General features: G+C 72.0%; 21 protein-coding genes. 10 read left to right on the forward strand and 11 right to left on the reverse strand.

Annotated features, from left to right (window positions below; all coding sequences use genetic code 11):
- The first annotated feature begins 146 nt into the window (after window positions 1-146).
- Window positions 147-455, forward strand: a complete 309-nt coding sequence (locus ACPXB1_RS14575) for a hypothetical protein (RefSeq protein ID WP_425735400.1) — start codon at window positions 147-149, stop codon at window positions 453-455.
- Between the two features lie 194 nt (window positions 456-649).
- Here ACPXB1_RS14575 and ACPXB1_RS14580 read toward each other — a convergent pair whose 3' ends face one another.
- Entirely contained in the window at window positions 650-1,735 is a 1,086-nt protein-coding gene (locus ACPXB1_RS14580; RefSeq protein WP_425735401.1) for a hypothetical protein, read from the reverse strand.
- Entirely contained in the window at window positions 1,735-2,298 is a 564-nt protein-coding gene (locus ACPXB1_RS14585) for an RNA polymerase sigma factor (RefSeq protein ID WP_425735402.1), read from the reverse strand. The genes ACPXB1_RS14580 and ACPXB1_RS14585 overlap by 1 nt, the downstream gene beginning before the upstream one ends.
- Before the next feature lie 132 nt (window positions 2,299-2,430).
- Between ACPXB1_RS14585 and ACPXB1_RS14590 the strand changes: the two genes are divergently transcribed.
- From ACPXB1_RS14590 to ACPXB1_RS14620, 7 genes are all read left to right on the forward strand, one after another.
- Window positions 2,431-2,910 (forward strand): DUF2975 domain-containing protein, encoded by a 480-nt coding sequence (locus ACPXB1_RS14590; RefSeq protein WP_355598172.1) that lies wholly within the window; start codon window positions 2,431-2,433, stop codon window positions 2,908-2,910.
- Complete coding sequence (locus ACPXB1_RS14595; RefSeq protein ID WP_053653506.1) at window positions 2,910-3,116, forward strand: helix-turn-helix domain-containing protein; 207 nt, start codon at window positions 2,910-2,912, stop codon at window positions 3,114-3,116. Before ACPXB1_RS14590 ends, ACPXB1_RS14595 begins: the two co-directional genes overlap by 1 nt.
- Window positions 3,113-3,289, forward strand: a complete 177-nt coding sequence (locus ACPXB1_RS14600) for a hypothetical protein (protein ID WP_355598170.1) — start codon at window positions 3,113-3,115, stop codon at window positions 3,287-3,289. The genes ACPXB1_RS14595 and ACPXB1_RS14600 overlap by 4 nt, the downstream gene beginning before the upstream one ends.
- 128 nt (window positions 3,290-3,417) lie before the next feature.
- Window positions 3,418-6,603, forward strand: a complete 3,186-nt coding sequence (locus ACPXB1_RS14605; protein ID WP_425735403.1) for an FtsX-like permease family protein — start codon at window positions 3,418-3,420, stop codon at window positions 6,601-6,603.
- Window positions 6,600-9,308 (forward strand): FtsX-like permease family protein, encoded by a 2,709-nt coding sequence (locus ACPXB1_RS14610; RefSeq protein WP_425735404.1) that lies wholly within the window; start codon window positions 6,600-6,602, stop codon window positions 9,306-9,308. The genes ACPXB1_RS14605 and ACPXB1_RS14610 overlap by 4 nt, the downstream gene beginning before the upstream one ends.
- Before the next feature lies 1 nt (window position 9,309).
- Window positions 9,310-10,305 (forward strand): ABC transporter ATP-binding protein, encoded by a 996-nt coding sequence (locus tag ACPXB1_RS14615; RefSeq protein ID WP_355598165.1) that lies wholly within the window; start codon window positions 9,310-9,312, stop codon window positions 10,303-10,305.
- Between the two features lie 14 nt (window positions 10,306-10,319).
- Window positions 10,320-11,042 carry an ABC transporter ATP-binding protein gene (locus tag ACPXB1_RS14620; RefSeq protein WP_355598179.1) on the forward strand — a complete coding sequence of 241 codons (723 nt, stop codon included), beginning with the start codon at window positions 10,320-10,322 and terminating at the stop codon, window positions 11,040-11,042.
- Window positions 11,043-11,071: 29 nt separating this feature from the next.
- On the opposite strand, the gene ACPXB1_RS14625 is transcribed toward ACPXB1_RS14620, so the two are convergent.
- From ACPXB1_RS14625 to ACPXB1_RS14635, 3 genes are all read right to left on the reverse strand, one after another.
- Complete coding sequence (locus ACPXB1_RS14625) at window positions 11,072-11,524, reverse strand: GNAT family N-acetyltransferase (RefSeq protein WP_355598164.1); 453 nt, start codon at window positions 11,522-11,524, stop codon at window positions 11,072-11,074.
- A gap of 22 nt (window positions 11,525-11,546) precedes the next feature.
- Window positions 11,547-13,073, reverse strand: coding sequence for an alpha/beta hydrolase (locus ACPXB1_RS14630; protein WP_425735485.1), 1,527 nt, complete (start codon window positions 13,071-13,073; stop codon window positions 11,547-11,549).
- Between the two features lie 103 nt (window positions 13,074-13,176).
- Window positions 13,177-14,292, reverse strand: coding sequence for an ATP-dependent DNA ligase (locus tag ACPXB1_RS14635; protein WP_355629047.1), 1,116 nt, complete (start codon window positions 14,290-14,292; stop codon window positions 13,177-13,179).
- A 135-nt stretch (window positions 14,293-14,427) separates the two neighbouring features.
- On the opposite strand from ACPXB1_RS14635, the gene ACPXB1_RS14640 reads away from it, so the two are divergent.
- Window positions 14,428-14,640, forward strand: a complete 213-nt coding sequence (locus ACPXB1_RS14640; protein WP_053653514.1) for a hypothetical protein — start codon at window positions 14,428-14,430, stop codon at window positions 14,638-14,640.
- 112 nt (window positions 14,641-14,752) lie between these two features.
- Window positions 14,753-15,175: an SRPBCC family protein gene (locus ACPXB1_RS14645; RefSeq protein ID WP_355629050.1), complete on the forward strand. Its 423-nt coding sequence runs from the start codon at window positions 14,753-14,755 to the stop codon at window positions 15,173-15,175.
- Between the two features lie 25 nt (window positions 15,176-15,200).
- Here ACPXB1_RS14645 and ACPXB1_RS14650 read toward each other — a convergent pair whose 3' ends face one another.
- The 6 genes from ACPXB1_RS14650 to ACPXB1_RS14675 all read right to left on the reverse strand — a co-directional run bounded on the left by ACPXB1_RS14650 (window position 15,201) and on the right by ACPXB1_RS14675 (window position 20,519).
- Entirely contained in the window at window positions 15,201-16,121 is a 921-nt protein-coding gene (locus ACPXB1_RS14650) for a DNA-3-methyladenine glycosylase family protein (RefSeq protein WP_425735405.1), read from the reverse strand.
- Window positions 16,122-16,248: 127 nt separating this feature from the next.
- Complete coding sequence (locus ACPXB1_RS14655) at window positions 16,249-16,896, reverse strand: hypothetical protein (RefSeq protein ID WP_425735406.1); 648 nt, start codon at window positions 16,894-16,896, stop codon at window positions 16,249-16,251.
- A 205-nt stretch (window positions 16,897-17,101) separates the two neighbouring features.
- A complete protein-coding gene (locus ACPXB1_RS14660) occupies window positions 17,102-17,884 on the reverse strand; it encodes an anti-sigma factor family protein (protein WP_355629059.1) in 783 nt (260 codons plus the stop codon).
- Entirely contained in the window at window positions 17,881-18,573 is a 693-nt protein-coding gene (locus tag ACPXB1_RS14665) for a sigma-70 family RNA polymerase sigma factor (RefSeq protein WP_355629062.1), read from the reverse strand. The genes ACPXB1_RS14660 and ACPXB1_RS14665 overlap by 4 nt, the downstream gene beginning before the upstream one ends.
- Before the next feature lie 113 nt (window positions 18,574-18,686).
- Window positions 18,687-19,544, reverse strand: coding sequence for a spermidine synthase (locus tag ACPXB1_RS14670; RefSeq protein ID WP_355629065.1), 858 nt, complete (start codon window positions 19,542-19,544; stop codon window positions 18,687-18,689).
- A gap of 15 nt (window positions 19,545-19,559) precedes the next feature.
- Window positions 19,560-20,519, reverse strand: a complete 960-nt coding sequence (locus ACPXB1_RS14675; RefSeq protein ID WP_355629067.1) for a hypothetical protein — start codon at window positions 20,517-20,519, stop codon at window positions 19,560-19,562.
- Window positions 20,520-20,563 lie beyond the last annotated feature (44 nt).

The following is a 20,563-nucleotide window of genomic DNA, read 5'->3' on the forward strand; positions in this document are numbered from 1 at the left end:
CCACCCCGAATTCATCCCACCCACCTGGCTCGACCCCACACAAATCCCCCGCCGCAACCACTACCACCACCGAACGTAACCAGGCGGGGTCATCTGACTTGTTGTCCCGACGCCGATCAGCGGAAGTGCGTGGGGGAACCGCTGCCGTGGATCAGGTCTTCCGGAGCGTCAGCTGTCTGGACCTGCGACTGACATCGCATGGCCGCGTCCGCCGTGCCGCGACTGGTCTACGCGGTCCGACTGATCCGCCGTTGGGCGCTCGTCGGATCGGTGAGGCGGTGGAACTACTGCTGGCCGCCGGCCGCTCCGCCGGCCGCTTCCGCGCCGATGCCGAAGCCCGCGACATCGTCGTGCTCATCGGTTGGCTCTCGCGACTGGGCGACACCGAACTCGACGCCCGACGGCCGAGACTGCTGTCGATCATTGTCGACGGTCTGCACGCCAGCCACCCCTGACGCGCCCGCCCGCTGTCGCTGAAACGCGCGAACTGCCCCTGCCGCTGAAACGCGCGAACTGCCCCTGCCGCTGAAACGCGCCAACCGCCCCTGACGCTGACGATGGTCAGGGGCGGCGGCGCGTTGGTTGGTCTGCCGTTACGGCGGGCGCGGACTGTATGGGTCGAATGCGGTCGAGAAGGGCGGTGTCAGCCCTACTCGCAGCCGAGGGAACCCCGGTACCCGGGCGGCGGGTTGCCGGCGACCACCTTGTCGGCAACCTCCCAGAACACCTCCGGCCAGTCGCCCTCCTTGTTCATCTCGTGAAGCACCGGCCACTTGTGGCTGCTGCGCAACGCGTCGCTCGCTCGCTGGAGGGCGGCATCGTCGCCAGCTTTCTTGGCCCGCAGCCATTCGCTGATCCAGGCGCAGCCGACGCGACCGGTCACGTTGGCGCCGAACTGGTAGGGGTCGTTGGGGCCCAGGTCGGTCAGCGCGGTGACGTCGAAGCCCGGAGGGAGCGGCACGTCGGCGAGTATCTTGGCGGCCTGCTCCTTCGCCCGTTCCGGCGTGATGATCTCGGCCGGCAGTGCGGCCAGCCAGGTGCGGGCGTCGACGCGGACCACGCGGGCGACGATCTGGTCGAACGCCGAGCGCGTCCACGCGCCACCGGTCCGGAGTTCCACGAAGGACCCTTCGCGGGGCGTGAGCATGACCGCGAAGTCACCGGCGTTGTACTGGAACAGTTCGGCCGGCCAGCCGTCCACCTTCACCGGTTCCGGCTTGCTGACGCGGAGCCGGTCCTCGTGGAAGCTGCCGTACACGTTTGCCGGATACCAGTTCATCTCCAGTTCCTGGTCGCCCTTGCTGAAGCTGATCGTGCCCGAATCCTCCAGGAAGCCGTAGACGGTGGTCGCCTTCCAGCCGGGCTGGTCGATAAGCAGTCGCGGGTTCTCCTCGGCGGCCTTGAGCACCATGGCCGAGTAGGAGATCGGCTTCGTCGCGTCCGGGTTGTCCGCGGAGGTGGACGGAGGGTCGTCCGGTCCGTCCACGTTCATGATCGAGCCGGTGAAGATCACCGCGAGGACGGCGGCGGCGACGCCCGCGCTGGCGAGGCCGCTGAGCAGCGTACGGCGGGTCCGTAGGCGTTTGGCCGGCGGCGGCTCGGCGACCGGTTCGAGGGTCGGCGTGGACATGATCTCCTCCAGGAGGTTCTGCGCGGCCCCGTCGAGGTGCTGAACGGCGTGGGGTCGGTACGGGTCGGCGTCTCGAACCATCCGGTCGAGGTGCTCGTCAGTCATCAGCCCTCCTTCGGTGCGCGTACGGCCAGGACGTCGAATACATGTCCGGGTGGACCGGAGTCGTCACCGACGAGGTGTCGCAGCCGGCCCCGTGCGCGTAACAGCCGGGTACGGACCGCGGCCGGGCTGATGCCAAGAACCTCGGCGGCCTCGCGCGGCTCCAGACCCTCCCAGAAGGTCAGCATCATCAGTTCCCGGTCCTGGTCGCTGAGTCGGGCCAGCGCGGCCCGGACAGTGAGCCGTTCGGGCACCTCGTTGCCGGGGTCGGTGACGATGACGGCCCTGAGTCGTTGACGCAGCCGGTCGCCGAGTCGCCCTCGGCGCTGTCCGCTGCGGTGGTGGTTGGCAAGCACCCGCCGGGCCACGCCGTACAGCCACGGGCGTACCTCGGTGTCGGGCGGCATCTGGTGACTGCGCCGCCAGGCGACGAGGAAGGTTTCGGCCACCACGTCGGCCGCGTCCTCGGGTTGCTCGACACGTCGCACGGCGTACGCCAGCAGCGGCGCGAAGTTGGCCGCGTAGACACGCCGGAATCGATCCTCGTGCTCGGTCGTGGAGCTCACGTCTACTCCATGTCCGGTTCGGCGGCGGGCGTGACGGGTTCGGAGCGGAAAAATCACGCTAGCGGGCGGGGGAGGCTGCCAGAGATGCGGCAACCGATTGACATTCGATAGGTAGCGAGCGAAACTCAATGCATGATTGTCGAACGTCGAGCGGTAGCCGCTCTCCGAGTGTTCCTCGTGCTGCTGTTTCTGGTCCTGATTCCGTTCGAGACGCTCTCCCTGCCGGGGCAGTTCGCGCACATGGCGCAGGAGTCGCCGCAGGACGCGTACCTCCGATGGCCGGCGACGGCCGTTGCCGTCTTCTGGGTGCTGTGCGTCCAGGTGGTGATCGTGTGCACCTGGCAGCTGCTCAACCTGGTCAAGAAGGACCGCATCTTCACCGAGGCGTCCCTCAAGTGGGTGGACGCCATCGTGTGGGCCATCGCCGCCGCCTGGGTGGTGCTTGTCGCCGTCTTCCTCTACGTCGGGTTCAACGCGGGCGATCCCGGGTTGCCGGTACTGCTGTTCCTGCTGACCGTGGGTGTCACAGTGGCCGGGCTCCTGATGGTGGTGATGCGTGCGCTGCTGCGGCAGGCCACCACGCTGCGGACCGACATGGAAGCGGTGATCTGATGCCCATCATCGTCCGCATCGACGTCGAGTTGGCCAAGCGCAAGATGAGCGTCGGCGAGTTCGCCGAACGGGTCGGGCTCACCCCGGCGAACGTGGCGGTGCTGAAGAACGGCCGCGCCAAGGCCGTCCGCTTCAGCACATTGGAAGCGATGTGCCGGGTGCTCGACTGCCAGCCCGGCGACCTCCTCGAATGGGTCGACGAATGACGTACCTCATCGCTCTTCTGGCCGCCGCCCTCGGCGTCGCCGGCATCGTGCACGGGGAGGCCGACGACTCGCCCGGCCTGCAATTCCTGGGCGCCGCGCTCGTCGTCGGCGCTGTCGTTTTCGGGGTACGGATGATTCGGCACGGTAGGCGGCGGCTCGGGCGCGACAGATAGCCCGACGGCCGCGCCGCACGAGCCGAGCCGGCTTCCCGGAGTAACGATCATGTAACGGGCGCGAACCTTTCCCGGTGGATGACCTGTCTTGAAGGTCGTCGGCCCGCCAGGGCCAGGGGAGGCGTCGGATGAAGCTGGTGTGGAGGCGGGCCCGCGAGGCGCGAGGTCTGCTGGTTGCCGCGGTGATCGCCGCCCTGGTCGCCGTCGCGTTGGTCACCGGACTGTCCGATTACAACCGCCGTGCGGTGGACGCCGGGCAGCGGGCGTTGGTGACCGCCGCGCCGGCCGAGGAACGCGGCCTGCTGGTCGGCGGCTCCGGCGGGCGCGACGCCGCCGAGTTCGCCACCCGCGACAAGGCGGTGCGCGCCGAGTTCGTCGACGGGCTCGCCGGCGTGCCGGTCACCGTCTCCGCCGCCCGGTACGGCACGGGCCGGGAGCTGACAGGCGACCTCGGGTCCGTGCCCCGCACCGGCGACGAGCCGATCTTCGCGAACCTGGCCACGCTCGACGAACTGGCCGGGCACGCCGAGCTGACAAGCGGGGCGTGGCCCCGTGCCGGCGAGACGCCGGTCCAGGTCAGCCTGCCGGAACGGGTCGCCACCGCACTGGGCCTGGCCGTCGGGGAGCGGATCCCGCTGCGCGACCGTGCCACCGAGCGGGCCAGCCAACTGGTACTCGCCGGCACCTGGCGGCCCCGCGACCCCACCGAGGCGTACTGGCTGCTGGCCCCCGGTGTGGGCACGGGCAGCGCCGGCTCGGGCACCTCGTACGGGCCGTTCGCGCTGGACGCGGCCGACTTCGTGGCCACCTTCCCGGGCTCGGTGTCGGCGGCCTGGCTGGCCGAGCCGGACCTCGGCGGCATCGACGTCGATGACCTGCCGGCGGTGCGGGCGGCCATGACGGAGGCCGTGACTGCGGTGCCCGAGGCGGCGCAGTTGGGCACGTCGGCGCAGTCGTTGACCAAGATGGATCAGCTGCTGGACCGCATCGCCCGTGCTGACCTGGTGGGCCGGTCCGCGCTTGCCACCCCGCTGCTGCTCATCCTGGTACTCGGCGGGTACGCGCTGGTGCTTGTCGCCGCCCTGCTGCACGAGGACCGCCGCCCGCAGACCGCGCTGCTGCGCGCCCGTGGCGCCGCACGCCGGCAACTGGCCGGCCTTGCCGCCCGGGAGGCGACACTGGTGATTGCTCCGGCGGCCCTGCTCGGGCCGGTGATCGCCGGTGAGGCGCTGCGGTTCGTCAAACCCGGCGGGTCGGCCGAACTGTCCTCTGCCGGCGGAAACACCACACTGATCTGGGCGGCTGCCGCGGCGACCGCCGCCGGCTGCCTGGTGGCAATGGTCGCGCCCACGCTGCGCGGCGCCGGCACCTACGTGGCCGACATGGCCGCCAGGTCCCGACCGAACCGGGCGGCGAGCGTCCAGCGGGCAAGCGTCGACCTGGTACTGGTGGCGCTCGCCCTGCTGGCCTGGGTGCAACTGCGCCAGTACGCGTCACCACTTGCCGGCTCGGGCGGCAGCCTCGGGCTCGATCCGCTGCTGGTGGCCGCGCCCACGCTCGGCGTGCTGGCCGGCGCGGTGCTGGCGCTGCGGGTGCTCCCACCGGTCACCCGGTTCGCCGAGCGGTTCGTCGACCCGCGGCCGTGGACGGCCACCATGCTCGGCATGTGGCAGGCCGGCCGGCGTCCACACGCCGGACCGGTGCTGCTCCTCGCCCTCGCCGTCGGCGGCAGCACCCTCGCCTGGTCCCTGGTCAGCACCGGTGAGCGGTCCCAGGTCGAGCAGGCCAGCCACACCGTCGGCGCGGACCTGCGGGTGACCGAGCGGACCGGTTCCGCCCCGCCCACCCGGGCCGGCGAACTCGCCGCGCTGCCCGGCGTGGCCCAGGCGCTGCCGGCGTGGCGCGACGAGGTGCGGGTGGGAAGGCAGAACCTGCCCACCACTGTGATCGGCATCGACCCGGCCGGGGCCCCCGGCGTCGTCCTGCTCGCCGACCGCCTCAGCGACGGGTCGGCGTCGGAAAGCTACAAGCGGATGCTCCAGGCACGCGGTGCCCCCGTCGGGATCGAACTGCCCGCCGGCACCCGCGCGGTCACCGGCACGGTCCGCACCCCCGTCGAAGGCGCCTTCCGGCCCCATCGGGTCGGGGTGGCTCTGCTGTTCACAAGCGCCGACGGGCTGGCCCTGCGTCTGCCGGCGGTCGACGCCACGAGCGACGGGCGGGCCGCCCGGTTCACAGTGACACTGCCCGACGTCGGAGGGGCGCCGCTGCGGCTTGCCGGCTTCGAGGCCGACGGAGGCCGGGCGGCCGGGAACTCGTACCGGCTCGACGTGAAGGAGTTGGCGCTCGTTGGCGCGGACGGCACCGCGCGGCCCACGAACCTGACCGGCGCCTGGATGGCGACGACGGGGGACGGGCCGGGCCACCCGGCGACGTCGACCCCCACCGGCGTCATCGCAGACCGCCCGGTGGACGTGATCCCCGGAGGGCAGTTCGCGTACCAACCGTCCACCCGCTTCGCCATCGTGCCCGCCGGGGTGGCCGAGCCCGTGCCGGTCCTGATGACCGCCGGGGTACGCGACGCGCTGAGCCTGCGCACCGGCGACACCGTCACCCTTGCCCTCTCCGGCGTGTCAGTGCCGACCCGGCTGGTCGGCGAACTGGAATCCGTGCCCACCACCACCGGCGAGGGCGTGCTGCTCGACCTGCCGGCCGCGGTGAACGCCCTGATCCGTGACGGCGGAACGATCCGGTCGGTGCCGGAGTGGTGGCTCGACGCCGACGACGCCTCGGCAGCCGCCGGCGCCGCCGCCGACCTGCCCGGGGTGACTGTCCTGGAACGCCGGACAGTGGCCGAGGCCGCCGCCGCCGACCCGTACTGGCAGGGGTCACGCACGGGAATGCTCGCCGCCGCGCTCGGCGCGGTGCTGCTCGCCCTTGTCGGTCTCATTGTCGACGTGTGGGCCACCGCCCGACGCCAGCTCGGCGAGTTCGCGGTGCTGCACACCCTCGGCGCGACACCTCGGCTGCTGGCCCGGGCGCTGCTTGCCGAACAGACCTTCCTCGCCGGTATCGGCGTGGGGGTCGGGCTGCTGCTCGGCGCCGTGGTGGGGGCCACAATGGCTCCCCTGGTCGTTCTCACCCCGGCCGCCGGCCGACCGGTGCCCTCGGCGGCGTTCGTGCTGCCCTGGGTGCCGATCGTTCTGACCGCGGTCGGTCTGCTGCTGGCGGCGCTCGCCTTCAGCGCGTTCATCGCCACCGGCATCCGCAAGCGGGTGGCGGCGGTGCAGCTGCGAATCGGGGGAGAACGATGAGCATCGGCGCGGTCGTCCGCCGGGTCCGGGCGTACGGCGGGCAGTTCCTGCTCCTGGCGGTGCTGACCCTTGTGGTCACGCTGCTTGTCAGCGGAGTTCCCCGGCTCGTCAACCGGCTCGCCGAACAGGGACTGCGGGCGCAACTGAACAGTGAGCCGGCCGTCCGCCGGGATCTCTCGTACGCCACCGGCGAGGCGCCCTTCAGCTCGATCAAGACCGCTACGGGAGCCGCCCGTGAGCGGTTCGACGCCTTGGCGAAGGAGATGCCGCCGCAGGTGCGCTCGGTGGTGGCCGAGCGGTGGTACAGCGTGGAGACCACGCCGGTTCGGGTCACCGGCCCGGACCTCGCGGCCCGCAAACTGCTTGTCGACCTGGGTCTGCGGGTCATGCCCGACGTCCAGGACAACAGCACTCTCGTCGACGGGGCGTGGCCGAGCGAAACGTACATTCCCGAGCGGCCGATCGAAGTGGCGCTCGACGCCGACGTGGCCGGCAAGCTCAACCTGCGGCCCGGCAGCCAACTGCGCATCGGCAACGTCGACGACAAGGGCGCAATGATCGACCCCGTCCGGGTGTCGGTGTCCGGGCTGTTCCGCCCCACCGACCGTGCGAGCGGCATGTGGGACGGACTGCCGCCGGCGCTGCGAATCACCGAACCGCTCGGCGACGGTCAGCCGCTGATCGTCGTCGGCGTGGTCGGCCAGTCCACATTCAACAAGCGGGCGGCGGAGGGCTGGCCGATCCGGTTCGACTGGCGCTACCGGCTGGGCGTCAACTCCATCGACGCCCGCAACCTGGACCAGTTGATCGACGGCGTACAGACGGTGCAGCGCAGCACCCCGTCGGACCTCACACTGACCCAGGGTGTCGACGTTCCGCTGCGGGCGTTCGCCGCCCAGCTGAACGCCGCCCGGACCCTGCTCGCGGTGATCGCGGCGGGCGTGCTTGCCACCTTGGCCGGGCTGATTGTGCTCGCGGCCATCCTCGCCACCAGGCGGCGTCGCGCGGAGTACGTGCTGCTGCGCGCCCGAGGAGGTGCGGCCACCGCCGGCGCCCGGCGCAGCCTCGCCGAGTCGCTGCTCGTGGTGCCGGTCGCCGCCGCGCTGGGCTGGTGGCTGGGCACCCTGTTCCCCGGCGCACCGGCCCCGACCGCGCCGTACGCCGCCGCAGTGACAGTGCTTGTCACCCTCGCGCTGCCGCTGGCGACCCTTGCGGTGCCGACCGGCGGGGCGGCCCGCCGCGACCTGGTCCGGCTCCGCCCTTCGGCACGCCGACTCACCGTCGAGGTCTCCCTGTTGCTGCTTGCCGGGCTCGCGGCGGTACTGCTGCGTCGGCGCGGTCTCACCCTCGGCGAGGTGGACCCGCTGCTGGTGTCGGTGCCGGTGCTGCTCGCTGTCGCCGCGGCGGTGCTGGCGCTGCGCGCGTACCCCTGGCCCTTGCGGTTGGTGAGCCGGCTCGCCGCGCGGACCAGGGGCAGCGTGACGTTCCTCGGCACCGCGCGGGCCGGCCGTTCCGCGGTCGCCGCCCCGCTTGTGGTCGTGGTGCTGGCGATCGGCACCGCGGCGTTCTGCGCTGTCGTCGCCGCCGGTGTCGACGCCAGCAGGGATCGGGCCGTCGAGCGGACAGTCCCCGCCGACGCGGTTGTCCGGGGCGAACGTCTCGCCCCGGACACCCTCGACGCGGTGAGTCAGCTGCCCGGCGTCAGCGCCGTCACCCGGGTGGCGGACGAGCCGGACCAGCGGTTGGCCGCCGACGCCCTCGGCACCGACGCGCGGGTCGGGCCGGTGCAGGTGCTGCTGGTGGACGGCTCGGGCCTGGTCACCGTGAGCCGGGAGTCCGGTGTGGTCGTGCCGCTACCGGCCGTGCTGCGCAGCGCCGAGCGGGCGTCCGGGCCACTGCCGGCCATCGTCTCCCCGGCGGTCGCCGCCGACCTGACGCGGGCGGGCCTTGACGGTTCCGCGTTCGTCTCGGTGCAGGGCGAGCGGTACGAGTTCCGGATCGCCGGTTCGCAGGACACCTTCCCGCTGCTGTCGGAGGGCGCCAGCCGGTTCGTGATCCTGCCCTGGCAGGCGCTGCCGGCCCGCACCACCGAGCCGGTGCCCACAAGCCTGCTGGTCGCCGGGGACCGGCTCGACGCCGAGGCGTTGCGCCTGGCCGGCGACCAGGGGCAGGAGCGCTACCAGCGCGCCGGAGCGGTGACCGGCAAGGACCGGCCCATCGGGGTGACTGTCGACACCCGCGACGACGTCCGGCGGGAGCTCGGCGACGGCGGCGCGAACGGGGTGCTGGCCTTCGGGTTCGCCGCCGGTGCGATCGGTGGCACCGTGCTCGGGCTGCTCGCCATCGCGTTCATAGTGCTGGCCGGCGCGCGAGCCAGGGGGCAGGTGCTGTCCCGGCTGCGCACCCTGGGTCTGTCCCGCCGACAGTGGCGAGGGCTGTTACTTGTCGAGTTGGCCCCACTGGTCGGCACGTCGGTGCTGACCGGCGCGCTCGTCGGGGCGGTCCTGCCCCTGCTGCTCAACCCGGTGCTCGGCCTGTCGGCGTTCACCGGTGGCGTACCGGTCCGGGTGGCCTTCGAGCCCGGCCTCGTCGCCGCCGTGTTCGCGCTCGGGGCGGTCGCCCTCGGCTTCGCGGTCACCGTCGAAGCGCTTAACAACCGCCGGTTGCGCCTCGGTGAGGTGCTCCGGCTCGGAGAGGAGAGCTGAGATGACCGCTACCGCACAGACCGAACCGAAGCCCGATCTGGCCGCCCTCCAGCGGCGGGCCGCGCAACGTGCCGCCGAACGGGCCGGCGGAGAGGACCGGCTGCGCGGCCACATCGTCTGCGACGGCCTGGTGCGCATCTTCAAGACCGAGGGGGTGGAGGTCGTCGCCCTCCAAGGCCTCGACCTGGTCATCGACAGGGGCGAACTGCTGGCGATCGTCGGCGCGTCCGGCTCGGGCAAGTCCACACTGCTCAACATCCTCTCCGGCCTTGACACGCCCACCGCAGGCATCGCCCGGGTGGCCGACTACGACCTGCTCTCGCTGTCGGCGAAGCGGCGGCTGAGCTACCGGCGGGAGCTTGTCGGGTTCGTCTGGCAGCAGACCGGCCGCAACCTGCTGCCGTACCTGACCGCCCTGGAGAACGTCGAGCTGCCGATGCAGCTGGCCGGCAAGCGGTCCCGCAAGGCCCGCCGGACACGGGCTCGGGAACTGCTCGACATGGTCGGCGTGGGCTACTGCGCCGACCGGCGGCCCGGTCAGCTCAGCGGCGGCGAGCAGCAGCGGTGCGCAGTTGCCGTGGCGGTTGCCAACGACCCCGAGGTGCTCTTCGCCGACGAACCCACAGGTGAGCTGGACGAGGCGACCGGCGCTGAGGTCTTCGCGGCGTTGCGCACCATCAACGCCGAGCTGGGCGTCACCATCGTCGTCGTCACCCACGACCACGCCGTGGCCAGCCAGGTCCGTCGGACCGTCGCGATCCGCGACGGTCGAACCGCCTCCGAGGTACGCCGGACCGCGCGTGTCGGCGCGGACGGCAACACCGAGCTGATCAGCGAGGAGTACGCGGTGCTGGACCGCAACGGCCGGATGCAGTTGCCGGCCGCGTTCGTCGACGCGCTGTCGCTGAAGGAGCGGGTCCGGCTCGATCTGGAGCCCGACCATGTGCAGGTACGGCCCGGTGACCGGGCGTCGGAGGAACGGGAGGCACGGGCGTGAGCCGTCGGGACATGATGGTGACGGGAGCGGCCCCGCTCGGCGGTGCGCCCGGGGGGCACTCTGACGAACTGGTCCGGGTCAGCGGTGTGAGCCGGACCTTCGGTCGCGGTGAGCACGCCGTGCACGCGGTGCGGGACGTCTCGTTCCGCGCCAACCGCGGCGAGCTGGTGGCCATTCGCGGCCGATCCGGAGCGGGCAAGACCACGCTGCTGAACATCATCGGCGGGCTGGACAAACCGGACAGCGGTCAGGTGGTGGTGGCCGGGCACGAGGTGACAGCGGCCGGCGAGGCGGAGCTGCTACGGCTGCGCCGGGGCACCGTCGGGTTCGTGTTCCAGACCTTCGGGTTGGTGCCGATCCTCTCCGCAGCCGAGAACGTCGGCGTGCCGCTGCGGCTCGCGCAGGTACCGGCCGCCGAACGGGAGCAGCGGGTCGCAGTGCTGTTGGAACTTGTCGGCCTGGGCGGGCACGCGGCGCAGCGCCCCTACGAACTCTCCGGAGGGCAGCAGCAGCGGGTGGCGGTCGCCCGCGCGCTGGCCAACGAGCCGGACCTGCTCATCGCCGACGAACCCACCGGCCAGCTGGACTCGGAGACCGGAAGGTCCATCATGGACCTGCTGCGCGCCGTCGTGCACGCCCGGGGGATGACGGCACTGGTGGCCACGCACGACCCGGCCCTGATCGACCTGGCCGACCGCGTGCTCGTCCTGCGCGACGGCCGACTGGTGGACGGCTGACCCACGTGCCCGACGGCCGGCCACGTGGGTCAGAGCGCGAGCTTCATGCCCTCGTGGCTGGCCACGAAGCCGAGGCCCAGGTAGAAGCGGTGCGCGTCGGCGCGCGTCTTGTCGGTGGTGAGCTGCACCAGGGCGCAGCCACGCTGCCGGGCCTGGCCGATCGCCCAGGTCATCAGGTCCCGGCCCAGCCCCTGCCCACGGCTGTCGGAGCGGACCCGGACCGACTCGATCAGGGAGCGCTCGGCACCGTGCCTGCCGAGCCCGGGGATGTAGGTGATCTGGAGGCAGCCGACCAGGTCACCGTCCTGCTCCGCGACGATCAGCTGGTTGCGCGGGTCCGCGTCGATGGCGGCGAACGCCCTCTCGTACACCTCGTCGACAGCGGTGAAGTCACGGGCCTTGCCCAGGACGTCGTCGGCGAGCAGGGCGATGACGGCGGGCAGGTCGGCCCGGACCGCCTCCCGGAAGATCAGGTCGCTCATGCAGGTGAGCCTGGCACACCACTCAGCGCGCCGGGCAGCGCAGCCCCTCCCGGGGCACGGTCAGGTCTACCAGGTACGCGTCGACGGCGTTTGTGATGCAGGTGGTCTGCGGGTAGGCGGTGTGCCCCTCGCCCTCCCACGTGAGCACCCGGCCAACGCCCAGCATCGACGCGAGCCGTGGGGTCTGCTCGTAGGGCGTCGCCGGGTCGCCCGTCGTGCCGACCACAACGATCGGCGGTGCGCCGTTCGCCTTCCCGGTCGGGTACGGGTCACGCCCGCCCGGCCACTCGACGCAACTCAACATTCCCACCGCGAGCGCCGGACCGAACAGCGGGTACTTCGTGCGCCACTGCGACTGCAACTGGCGGATCTCGTCGCGGCTCGGCTTCTCGGTCTCGTCGGCGCAGTTGATGGCGAGGTTGGCGTCGAACAGGTTCGAGTAGTGCCCGTCGCTCTCCCGGCCGGCGTACGAGTCGGCGAGCCGGAACACGTCCTTCGGATCGCCCTCGGCCAGCCGGTCGATGGCCTGGGCCAACTGCTGCCAGCCCGACTCGGTGTAGAGCGACGAGATGACCGCGTAGAACACCCAGCCGGCGGTGGCCTCGCGCCCGTCGTCGCCACGTACCGGGGAGACCTTTGCCTTGTCGATTGCCGAGGTGACAGCGGCGCGGGCGTCCGGGGCAAGCGGGCAGCGGGCGGCGTTCGCGGCGCACCAACGGGCGAAGTTGTCGAAGGCCCGCTCGAAGCCGCGGGCCTGGCTCTCCGAGCCGGCGATCAGCCGCTGCTGCGGATCGACAGCGCCGTCGAGCACCAGCGCGCGCACCCGCTGCGGGTAGAGCTGGGCGTAGATGGCGCCGAGCAGGGTGCCGTAGGAGTAACCCAGGTAGGTGAGCTTGTCGTCGCCAACCGCCGCGCGGACCGCGTCCATGTCCCGGGCTGCCTGCTCGCTGCCGTACAGCGGCAACTGGTCGCCGTAGCGGTCGCCGCAGCCGCGCCCGATCCGCTGGCTCAGCCCGACGAACCCGTCGAACGACGCCTGGCTCTCCGGATCGGGGTCGTAGCCGAAGCTGGCGTCCAGGTCGGCGTCGGAGATGCACTTCACCGGGCTGGACCGGGCCACCCCGCGCGGGTCGAAGCCGACGATGTCGAAGCGTTCGGTGATCGAGCTGGGCAGCCCACCGAACTGGGGGCCGAAGGAGAGGTAGACGGCGGTGTCCACACCGGAACCACCCGGCCCGCCGGGGTTGACGACGAGTGAGCCGATCCGGTCGCGCTGCTTGCTGGACCGTGCCCTCAGCAGGGCGATCTCGAAGGTCTCGCCGGCGCCCGGCCCGGCGGTCGCTCCGGTGCCGTTGCCCCAGTCCCGGGGGACCGCGATCCGGGCGCACTCGTAGCGCATGTCCGGCGCGCCCCGGCCGACCAGATCCTCGGCCACCTCGGGGCAGGGCCGCCAGGTCGCCGAACTGCCGGCCGGCGCCGCCTCGCCCTCCACGTCGGTGCGCGGCGCGAACGCCGGCAACGTGCAGCCGGCGGTCAGCAGGGCAGCCACGACGAGAACGGCGAGACCGCGACGGACCCGACGGTTGGTCGCCCTCCACGGCTGGTCGGCGGTGCGGGTCACGTGATCCTCCGGTGTCGAGTCGACGGCCAGGCTACGCCGGGCCGGTGGCGGCCCTGTCCACGGTGGCGGTCGGGTCGCCGCGCAGCACCTCGTCCACGTCGTAGCGGATCGGGCGGTCGAGCTGGTCGTACCGGCAGGAGCGGGGATCGCGGTCCGGACGCCAACGGACGAACCGGGCGGTGTGCCGGAAACGGTCACCTTCCATCGCGTCGTAGGCCACCTCGACCACCAGTTCCGGACGGAGCGGTTCCCACTCCAGGTTCTTCGTGCCGGTCCACCGGCTCACCCCGCCCGGGATGCGCTGGCCGCGCTCGTGGTCGCCGTGCACCCACGGATGCTCGCCGCCGGTGTCCCGGTAGGGCGCCAACTCGTCGAGCAGCTCGGCGCGGCGGGCCATGCTGAACGACGCGCTCACGCCGACATGGTGCAGGACGCCCGCGTCGTCGTAGAGGCCGAGTAGCAGCGAGCCGACCACCGGGCCGGATTTGTGCCAGCGGAAGCCGGCCACCACCGCGTCCGCCGTGCGGGCGTGTTTGACCTTGAACATCAAACGCTTGCCCGGCTCGTACGGCAGGTCGGCCGGCTTGACGATCAGGCCGTCCAGACCGGCGCCCTCGAAGACGTCGAACCACCGCTTGGCGGTCTCCGGATCGGTGGTGACCTGGGTGACGTGCACCGGCGGGCGTACGCCTGCCAACGCCTCGACCAGCCGCTCCCTGCGGCGCGGGTAGGGCTGGTCCAGCAGCGCCTCGTCACCGATCGCCAGCAGGTCGAACGCCACGAAGTCGGCGGGGGTGGTCTCGGCCAGCATCTTCACCCGGGACGCCGCCGGATGGACCCGTTGGGCAAGCAGCTCGAAATCCAGCCGGGGCTGGCCGTCCGGCCCGTCGCGCCGGATCACGATCAGCTCCCCGTCGACGGCGCACCGCTGTGGCAACTGTCGGCGGGCCTGCTCGACCACCTCGGGGAAGTAGCGGGTCATCGACTTGCCACCCCGGCTGGCCAACTCGACCTCGTCGCCGTCGCGGAACACGATGCACCGGAACCCGTCCCACTTGGGCTCGTAGGTCAGCCCGGCGGTGGTGGGCAGCTTGGGAACGCTCTTGGCCAGCATCGGCTCGACCGGCGGGTTGATCGGCAGGTCCACGGCGACCAGTCAATCAGACGGTGCCGACAGTCGTGAGGCACATCACGGTGGACGTGCGGGCGGCGTGTCCGTCCGAGCGCCGCTCGTCCCGACCGGGCGAATCAGATAAGCGCAGGTCAGAGCTACTTTCGCGAGATGTCCGAGTGGGTCTGTGACTGCTGCGGGCGGTGGCGGGTGAGCGTCGAGCTGATCCGGGGCCGCTACCGGTACCGGCTGACCCGCCGATACCCGGAGCGGTTCGGCGGCGGTCGCAACGTGCTGGGCGAGGTCGGATCGGTGCCGGAGCTCGAGGAGTTGCTCGCCCGGCGTACCCCGCTGAGCCTTGCCGATCTGCGCGAGGCCGCCTGACCGACGCCGCGCCCCCGGGCCGGGCGTCGGACGCCCGTGTCACGATTCGCCGCGTCGGCTCGTCCCCCTTGCGCAGCGGCGCCGGGCGGCGCCGCGCGGGGGAGGACGAGAGATGCGGTTCGAAGCGGGTACGGACATCGCCGCCGACGCCAAGCGGGTCTGGGAGGTCCTTGTCGATGTGCAGCGGTGGCCAGAGTGGACGGCCTCGGCCAGCCGCGTCGAGCGGGGCGAGCCGGGGCCGCTCGCCGTCGGCGCTACCGCCCGGCTGACCCAGCCGAAGCTCCGGCCGGCGGTGTGGCGGGTCACCGAGCTGACCGAGGGGCGGAGCTTCACATGGGTCTCCGACACCCCAGGTGTGCGCACCCGTGGGGAACACCTGTTGTCGCCGCTGCCGGGCGGCGGCACCCGGGTCGAGCTGGCCATCGTCCAGTCCGGGCCGCTGGCCGGGCCGGTGGGCTTGCTGTACGGCGGTCTGCTCCGGCGCTACCTGCGGCTGGAGACCGAAGGCCTCAAGCGTCGAAGCGAGCAGGGCTGACGCTGAGCGGGCTGCGATGGAGTGGTCAGAACCGGGCGAACGAGCGGATCGGGGCGCGCGGGCCGTACTTCGGCGCCTGGATGCCGGCGGCCTCCAGCAGCAGGCAGACCCGACCCCGGTGGCCCCGGAACGGCTCCAGCAGGGCAAGCATCCGGGCGTCGTCGCCGCGCGCCTCCCCGGCGAGTGCCCAGGCCACAGTGTTCGGGATGTGGTAGTCGCCGACACTCACCGCGTCCGGGTCGCCGTAGGCGATCCGCACCACCTCGGCGGCGGTCCACGGGCCGATACCGGGAATGGCGGTCAGCCGGCGGGTCGCCTCGGTGGCGTCGGCGCAGCGCTCCAACCGGTCGGCCAGCGCGGCGGCGCGACGCAGCGTGTCGGCGCGGCGCTGCTCGACGCCGAACGGGTGGAACACCCAGTACGGGGTGGCGGCCACCGCTGCGGCCTCCGGCGGGAGCAGCAGCGGTTGCAGTGGCCCGGGTGCCGGCTCACGGAAGTGCCGCACCGTCGCCGAGTACGCCCGGTAGGCCTCCTTGCCGGTGACCTTCTGCTCGAACACCGCGCGCAGCAGCCGGGGAAACAGTTGCCCGGTGGTGGGCATCCGGAGACCCCGGTGCTCCCGGGCCAGCCGGGCGACGAGCGGGTGCGCCGCCGCCAGTTCGGCGAAGCCGGTCAGGTCGTCGCGCAGCCCGGCGATCGCGTCGGCCCGCGCCACCACGTGCTCGGCGCCCGGCCCGTAGCCCTCGGCGATCAGGTCACCGCCGGCCGGGCGCAGGGCGAGCGTGGCCGGGCCGTCCGGGGTGCGGGTGGCCCACCAGAAGGTGCCGGCCGCGATGCGCGCGCACGGGTCGTACGGGCTGAAGGTCAGAGCGCGGACCGACGCTGTCAGCCGGTAGCCGACCGGCGGGTGCAGCACCCGGGTCGCGGCGGGCTCGGTCTCGGTCACCCCGCCACTCTGCCAGGTGGGGCTCCGGCCCGGGTCACCGCCGCTCCCAGTGGCCCGCGCACACGACGATGGTCGGTCGCGCCCTCCCCGGCGACGACCGACCATCGAGCCCCTCATGCGTACGGGATCAGTACGTGCTGCCCCCACCGGAGTCGCCCGCTCTGCTGTCCGCGGGCGGGGCGACAGCCTTCGGCGTGGAGGTGGGCAGGCAGCTCAGGTTCTTCTTGCCGTCCGGCTGGACCACGAACCAGGTGCCGCCGACGGCCTGGCCCTTCCACTGGCCGGGCTTCTTGTCGCCGATGTAGCGGTACACCGGCCATCCGGCGATGGTGAGCTGGCGGGTGCCGTCCTGCCGGGTCACGCTTCCCACCTTGTCGTCGGAGACCCCGGTGAGCTCAGGGTTTCCGTCGGTCAGGGCCGGCGGCCAGACCTGCGCGCACTTGTCGACGCAGTTCGACGCGGGCGGGTCGGCGGTGTCCTTGTCGAAGCGGTACAGGATCCAGCCGTCCTGGTCGGTGACGACGCTGCCCATCCGGGCGACCTTCTTACCGATCAGCTTCTCGGTCAGGTCGACGTCCGCGGGCGGCGGCGCATCGGCGACCGGCGCGTCCGGGGTTGCCGACGCCTCGGGTTCAGCCGTTGCAGTGGGCTCGGCCGCGGCGACGGCGACCGGCTCGGCCGCGCTCGTGTTCGCCCCGTCGTAACCCGCGGGAGCGCAGGCCGTTAGTGCGACCATCGCGCTCACCAGGATGACGGTCCGCTTCATCTGTGCCACGTGCCCTCCTCATTCTTGGCAGTTCACCCATAGGTACGGAGTGCGGGCTGTCAAGGTTGAAGTAGCAACAGTGGTCAATTTCACTGGAATTGGTTGAACCGAATGGGACGGTCATCCGTACGCCCCTACGCGGGACCTGTCCGCCACCACAAACAGATCGGCGCCGGCCATTGAAAAATGACCGGCGCCGACAGGGTACGCGATCTTACATGGGCACGGTGACCAGCGGGCTGGCCACACCGTTACTGTCTACCGACTGCACCTGAAGCTGCTTGATCTCGCTCGACCGCGCCGACGTCGAAGCGCTCAGTTCGAGACCCTGTGGACGATTGTTCGTGCCATATCCGCCCTCGGGAACCGACCAGGTCGAGATCACCTCGGTGGTGGAGTTCTTACGAACCACCACCAGCCGGCAGGTACGCGGCCCGGGCAATTTCCGCAGATTGAAGTTGATGCGGGTGCCGTACTCCCGATCCACGAGGAACATCGTCGTCTGCACGCCCGTCGTCGGATCGGTGGCGTCGACCTGATCGCCCTCCTCCTCGGTGCCGCCGACGCCCGGGCCACTCGGCGGTGCCGTCGGCGCACTCGTCGGCGGATCGTTCACCACCGCGCTCGGCGCCGGCTCCGCGATGATCCCCGGCGACTCGTCACCGGCCACGCTCACGAAGCCGTACCCGGTCAGGCCGCCGAACACCACCACCGCCGCCGCGGTGGCGAGCAACTGACGAAACCGGGTACGCCGACGGTCGGTCCGGACCGCGACCAACGTCCGATCCAACAGGGCCGGATCGGTGGCGGTCTGCTCCATCGCCATCATGGTCTCGCCGTCGATGTCGGAGAGCAGGCCGACCACCGGCACCATCGTCTCCAACTCGGCCGCGCACGCCCAGCACGCGGCAAGATGCTCCTCGAACCGCTCAGTGTCCTGCTCGTCGAGCACGCCCAGCGCGTACGCCGCGACGTCCATGTGATCCGGTCGGCTCATTCTGTCACCCCCCGCTCCTGCAGAGCCGTGCGCAGCGCGCGCAGCGCGTAGTAGACCCGCGACTTGGCGGTGCCCAACGGAAGCCCCAACTCCTCGGCGGCCTCCGGCACCGTCCGCCCGCGGAAGTACGTCGAGATGAGGATCTCCCGGTGCGACTGACTGAGCGTACGCAGTGCGTCCGCCACAGTCATCGTGCGTAGGACCCGATCGGTGCTGTCCGCCTCGGCGAACGCCGTCAGGTCCCGGTCGTACGTCTCCGGCGGCCGGGCCTCCTGGCTGCGGTGCTCGTCGATGGCGATCCGGCGTGCCACGGTGACCAGCCAGGGCCGCAACGACCCCTGCCCCTGCGTGCCGAGGCGGTGCGCGTTGCGCCAGGCCCGCAGCAGCGTCTCCTGCACGATGTCCTCCGCGCGCTGCCGGTCCCCCCCGGTGAGCCGCATGACGAACATCAGCAACGGACCAGCGTGTTCCGCGTACAGCAGCCGGATCAACTGGTCAGAGTGGCTGGCCTCGGATGTCGTCGCCTGGTGGCGCCCGGGCGCCGATCGGGGCGTCACCGGACCATTCTGGCGAGACGAGGCCCGGGCGTCGACCCCACGGGCAGACGAAGTCGGCCTCGACGACGGCCGCGCCGACAACCAGTCAGCGCGAACCGCGTCCCCATGCCAACCGGCCGCCACCGCATGCATGCAGACCTCCGGGATGTCCGATACCACCGCCGCCCCCACAAGGCGAGCCGCCCGGTGGTACGCACCGGCGAGGCGAGCGGATCAACAATCCGGGAAAAAGTTCTGCGGCGACGTCAGCGACGGACGGAGAACAGGCCCGGCGGCGGCGGATCCGAGCCGGTCGCGTCGGCATCACGCACCACCTGTGCGCCACCGACGAAACGGTCCAGGTCGTCGCCGGCCACCACCCGACCGGGAAACCAGTCACCCGCCGCCCGCCGGGTCAACTCCGGCACCGGGGGAGTGGACCGGCCGGCCACCAGCACCAGATTGCCGTACCGGCGGCCACGCAGCACCGCCGCGTCCCCGACCAGGCACGCCTGCGGCAACACCGCGCGGACAGTGGCGACCTGACCACGGGCGTGCCGCAGCGGCGGGCCGTCGGCAAGGTTCGCCAGATACCAGCCCGCCGGGCTGAGCACACGGGCCACCTCGGCGGCGTACTCCACAGAGGTGAGATGCGCCGGGGTACGGGCGCCGGCGAAGACGTCGGCGACCACCACGTCGTAGCTGGCGTCGCGCGTCCCGGCCAGCACAGCCCGCGCGTCCTCCACTCGCACCCGCAGCCGGGCATCGGCCGGCCAGGGCAACGCTCGACGCACCAACTCCACGAGCGCACCGTCCACCTCGGACACCCGCTGGGTGGATTTCGGCCTGGTCGCGGCGACGTACCGGGGCAAGGTCAGCGCGCCACCACCGAGGTGCAGCACCCGCAGCGGCTGCCCGGCCGGCGCGATCAGGTCCAGTGCGGCGGCCAGCCGCCGGACGTACTCGAACTCCAGATGCGTGGGGTCGGTCAGATCGACGTGCGACTGCGGCGCGCCATCCAGCAGCAGCGTCCACGAACCCGCCCGATCCGGGTCCGGAACAAGCTCCGCCTGCCCGGTGTCCACCTGCTCCACCAGCCGGTCATTCGCCCGCTTACGCCCCACAGTGACCAGACCCGATCAACGGCCGACGCGGGCCGCGGCGGTCAACGCGCGGTGCAGCAGCCGGGAATCACCGAGCAGCGCCCGCAGACGGCGCTCCAGACCGGCGATCGGTACCAGGTTCTGCGGTGCACGCGGATCCTTGTACGGCGTGGACGCGAACCGGGGCAGGGTGACAAGCGACAGGTCGGCCAGCTCGATCGCCGCCTCCACGGGAAGGTCGGCCGAACACTCCACCCGTACGATGCCCGCCCACGGCGCCCCGAGCGCCACCGGCAGCCGCAAATACCACGACCAGCCACCCCAGGCCGTGCCGAGCCGGAACACCGGCGAACGCTCACCCGACGCCAGGCCTGTCACCACCGCCGTCAACCGGGCGTCCAGGTACTGGCTGTGCTGGGTCTTGATGTAGCCCAACGTGCGCGGCAACTGCCGACGGCTCCGCAGCGGGCCGTCCACCACCAGCAGGTCGCCGTCGACCCGGGCGGCGTCGGACACCGCCACCTCCAGTGCAGTCAACGGGCCCTGCACCGCCGCCGGCAGCTTCGCCAGCTCACCGGTGCCACCCACCCGGTGCACCGGATAGCGGATCGCTCCCGCCACCACGTCCTGCGCCGACGGGCTCGCCGTGAACAGACCCCGACCGACCCGGGTCCCGGCCAGCTGCGCCGCACCCCGACCCAGATCGCAGCGGACCACCCCCGCCGCGTACGAGGCGGCCAACCCCGGGAACGACCCCCCGTCGGCCTCGGCCGTCCAGATACTCGCGTCGATCCGGCGGACTCCGTCGACGAGCAGCACCACGTCCGGCGACCGCACGCCCGCGCGTACCCCTATCGCCCGCCAGTCCACGGCGGGCAGCTCCACGTCCGCGTCGACCTGCGCGCTGCTCGGCGCGGCCGGCCCCGACGAGGACGCCTCGAACGACGCGCCGTAGGCCGGGTCCCACGAGTCGACGAAGAAAGCCGCGTCGCTCACCGGGCTGGCCTTTCGTTCGCGACTGCGGGGCTCCGCTGCGCTGC

The sequence above is a fragment of the Micromonospora sp. DT68 genome, assembly GCF_049847245.1.
Classification (GTDB): domain Bacteria; phylum Actinomycetota; class Actinomycetes; order Mycobacteriales; family Micromonosporaceae; genus Micromonospora; species Micromonospora profundi.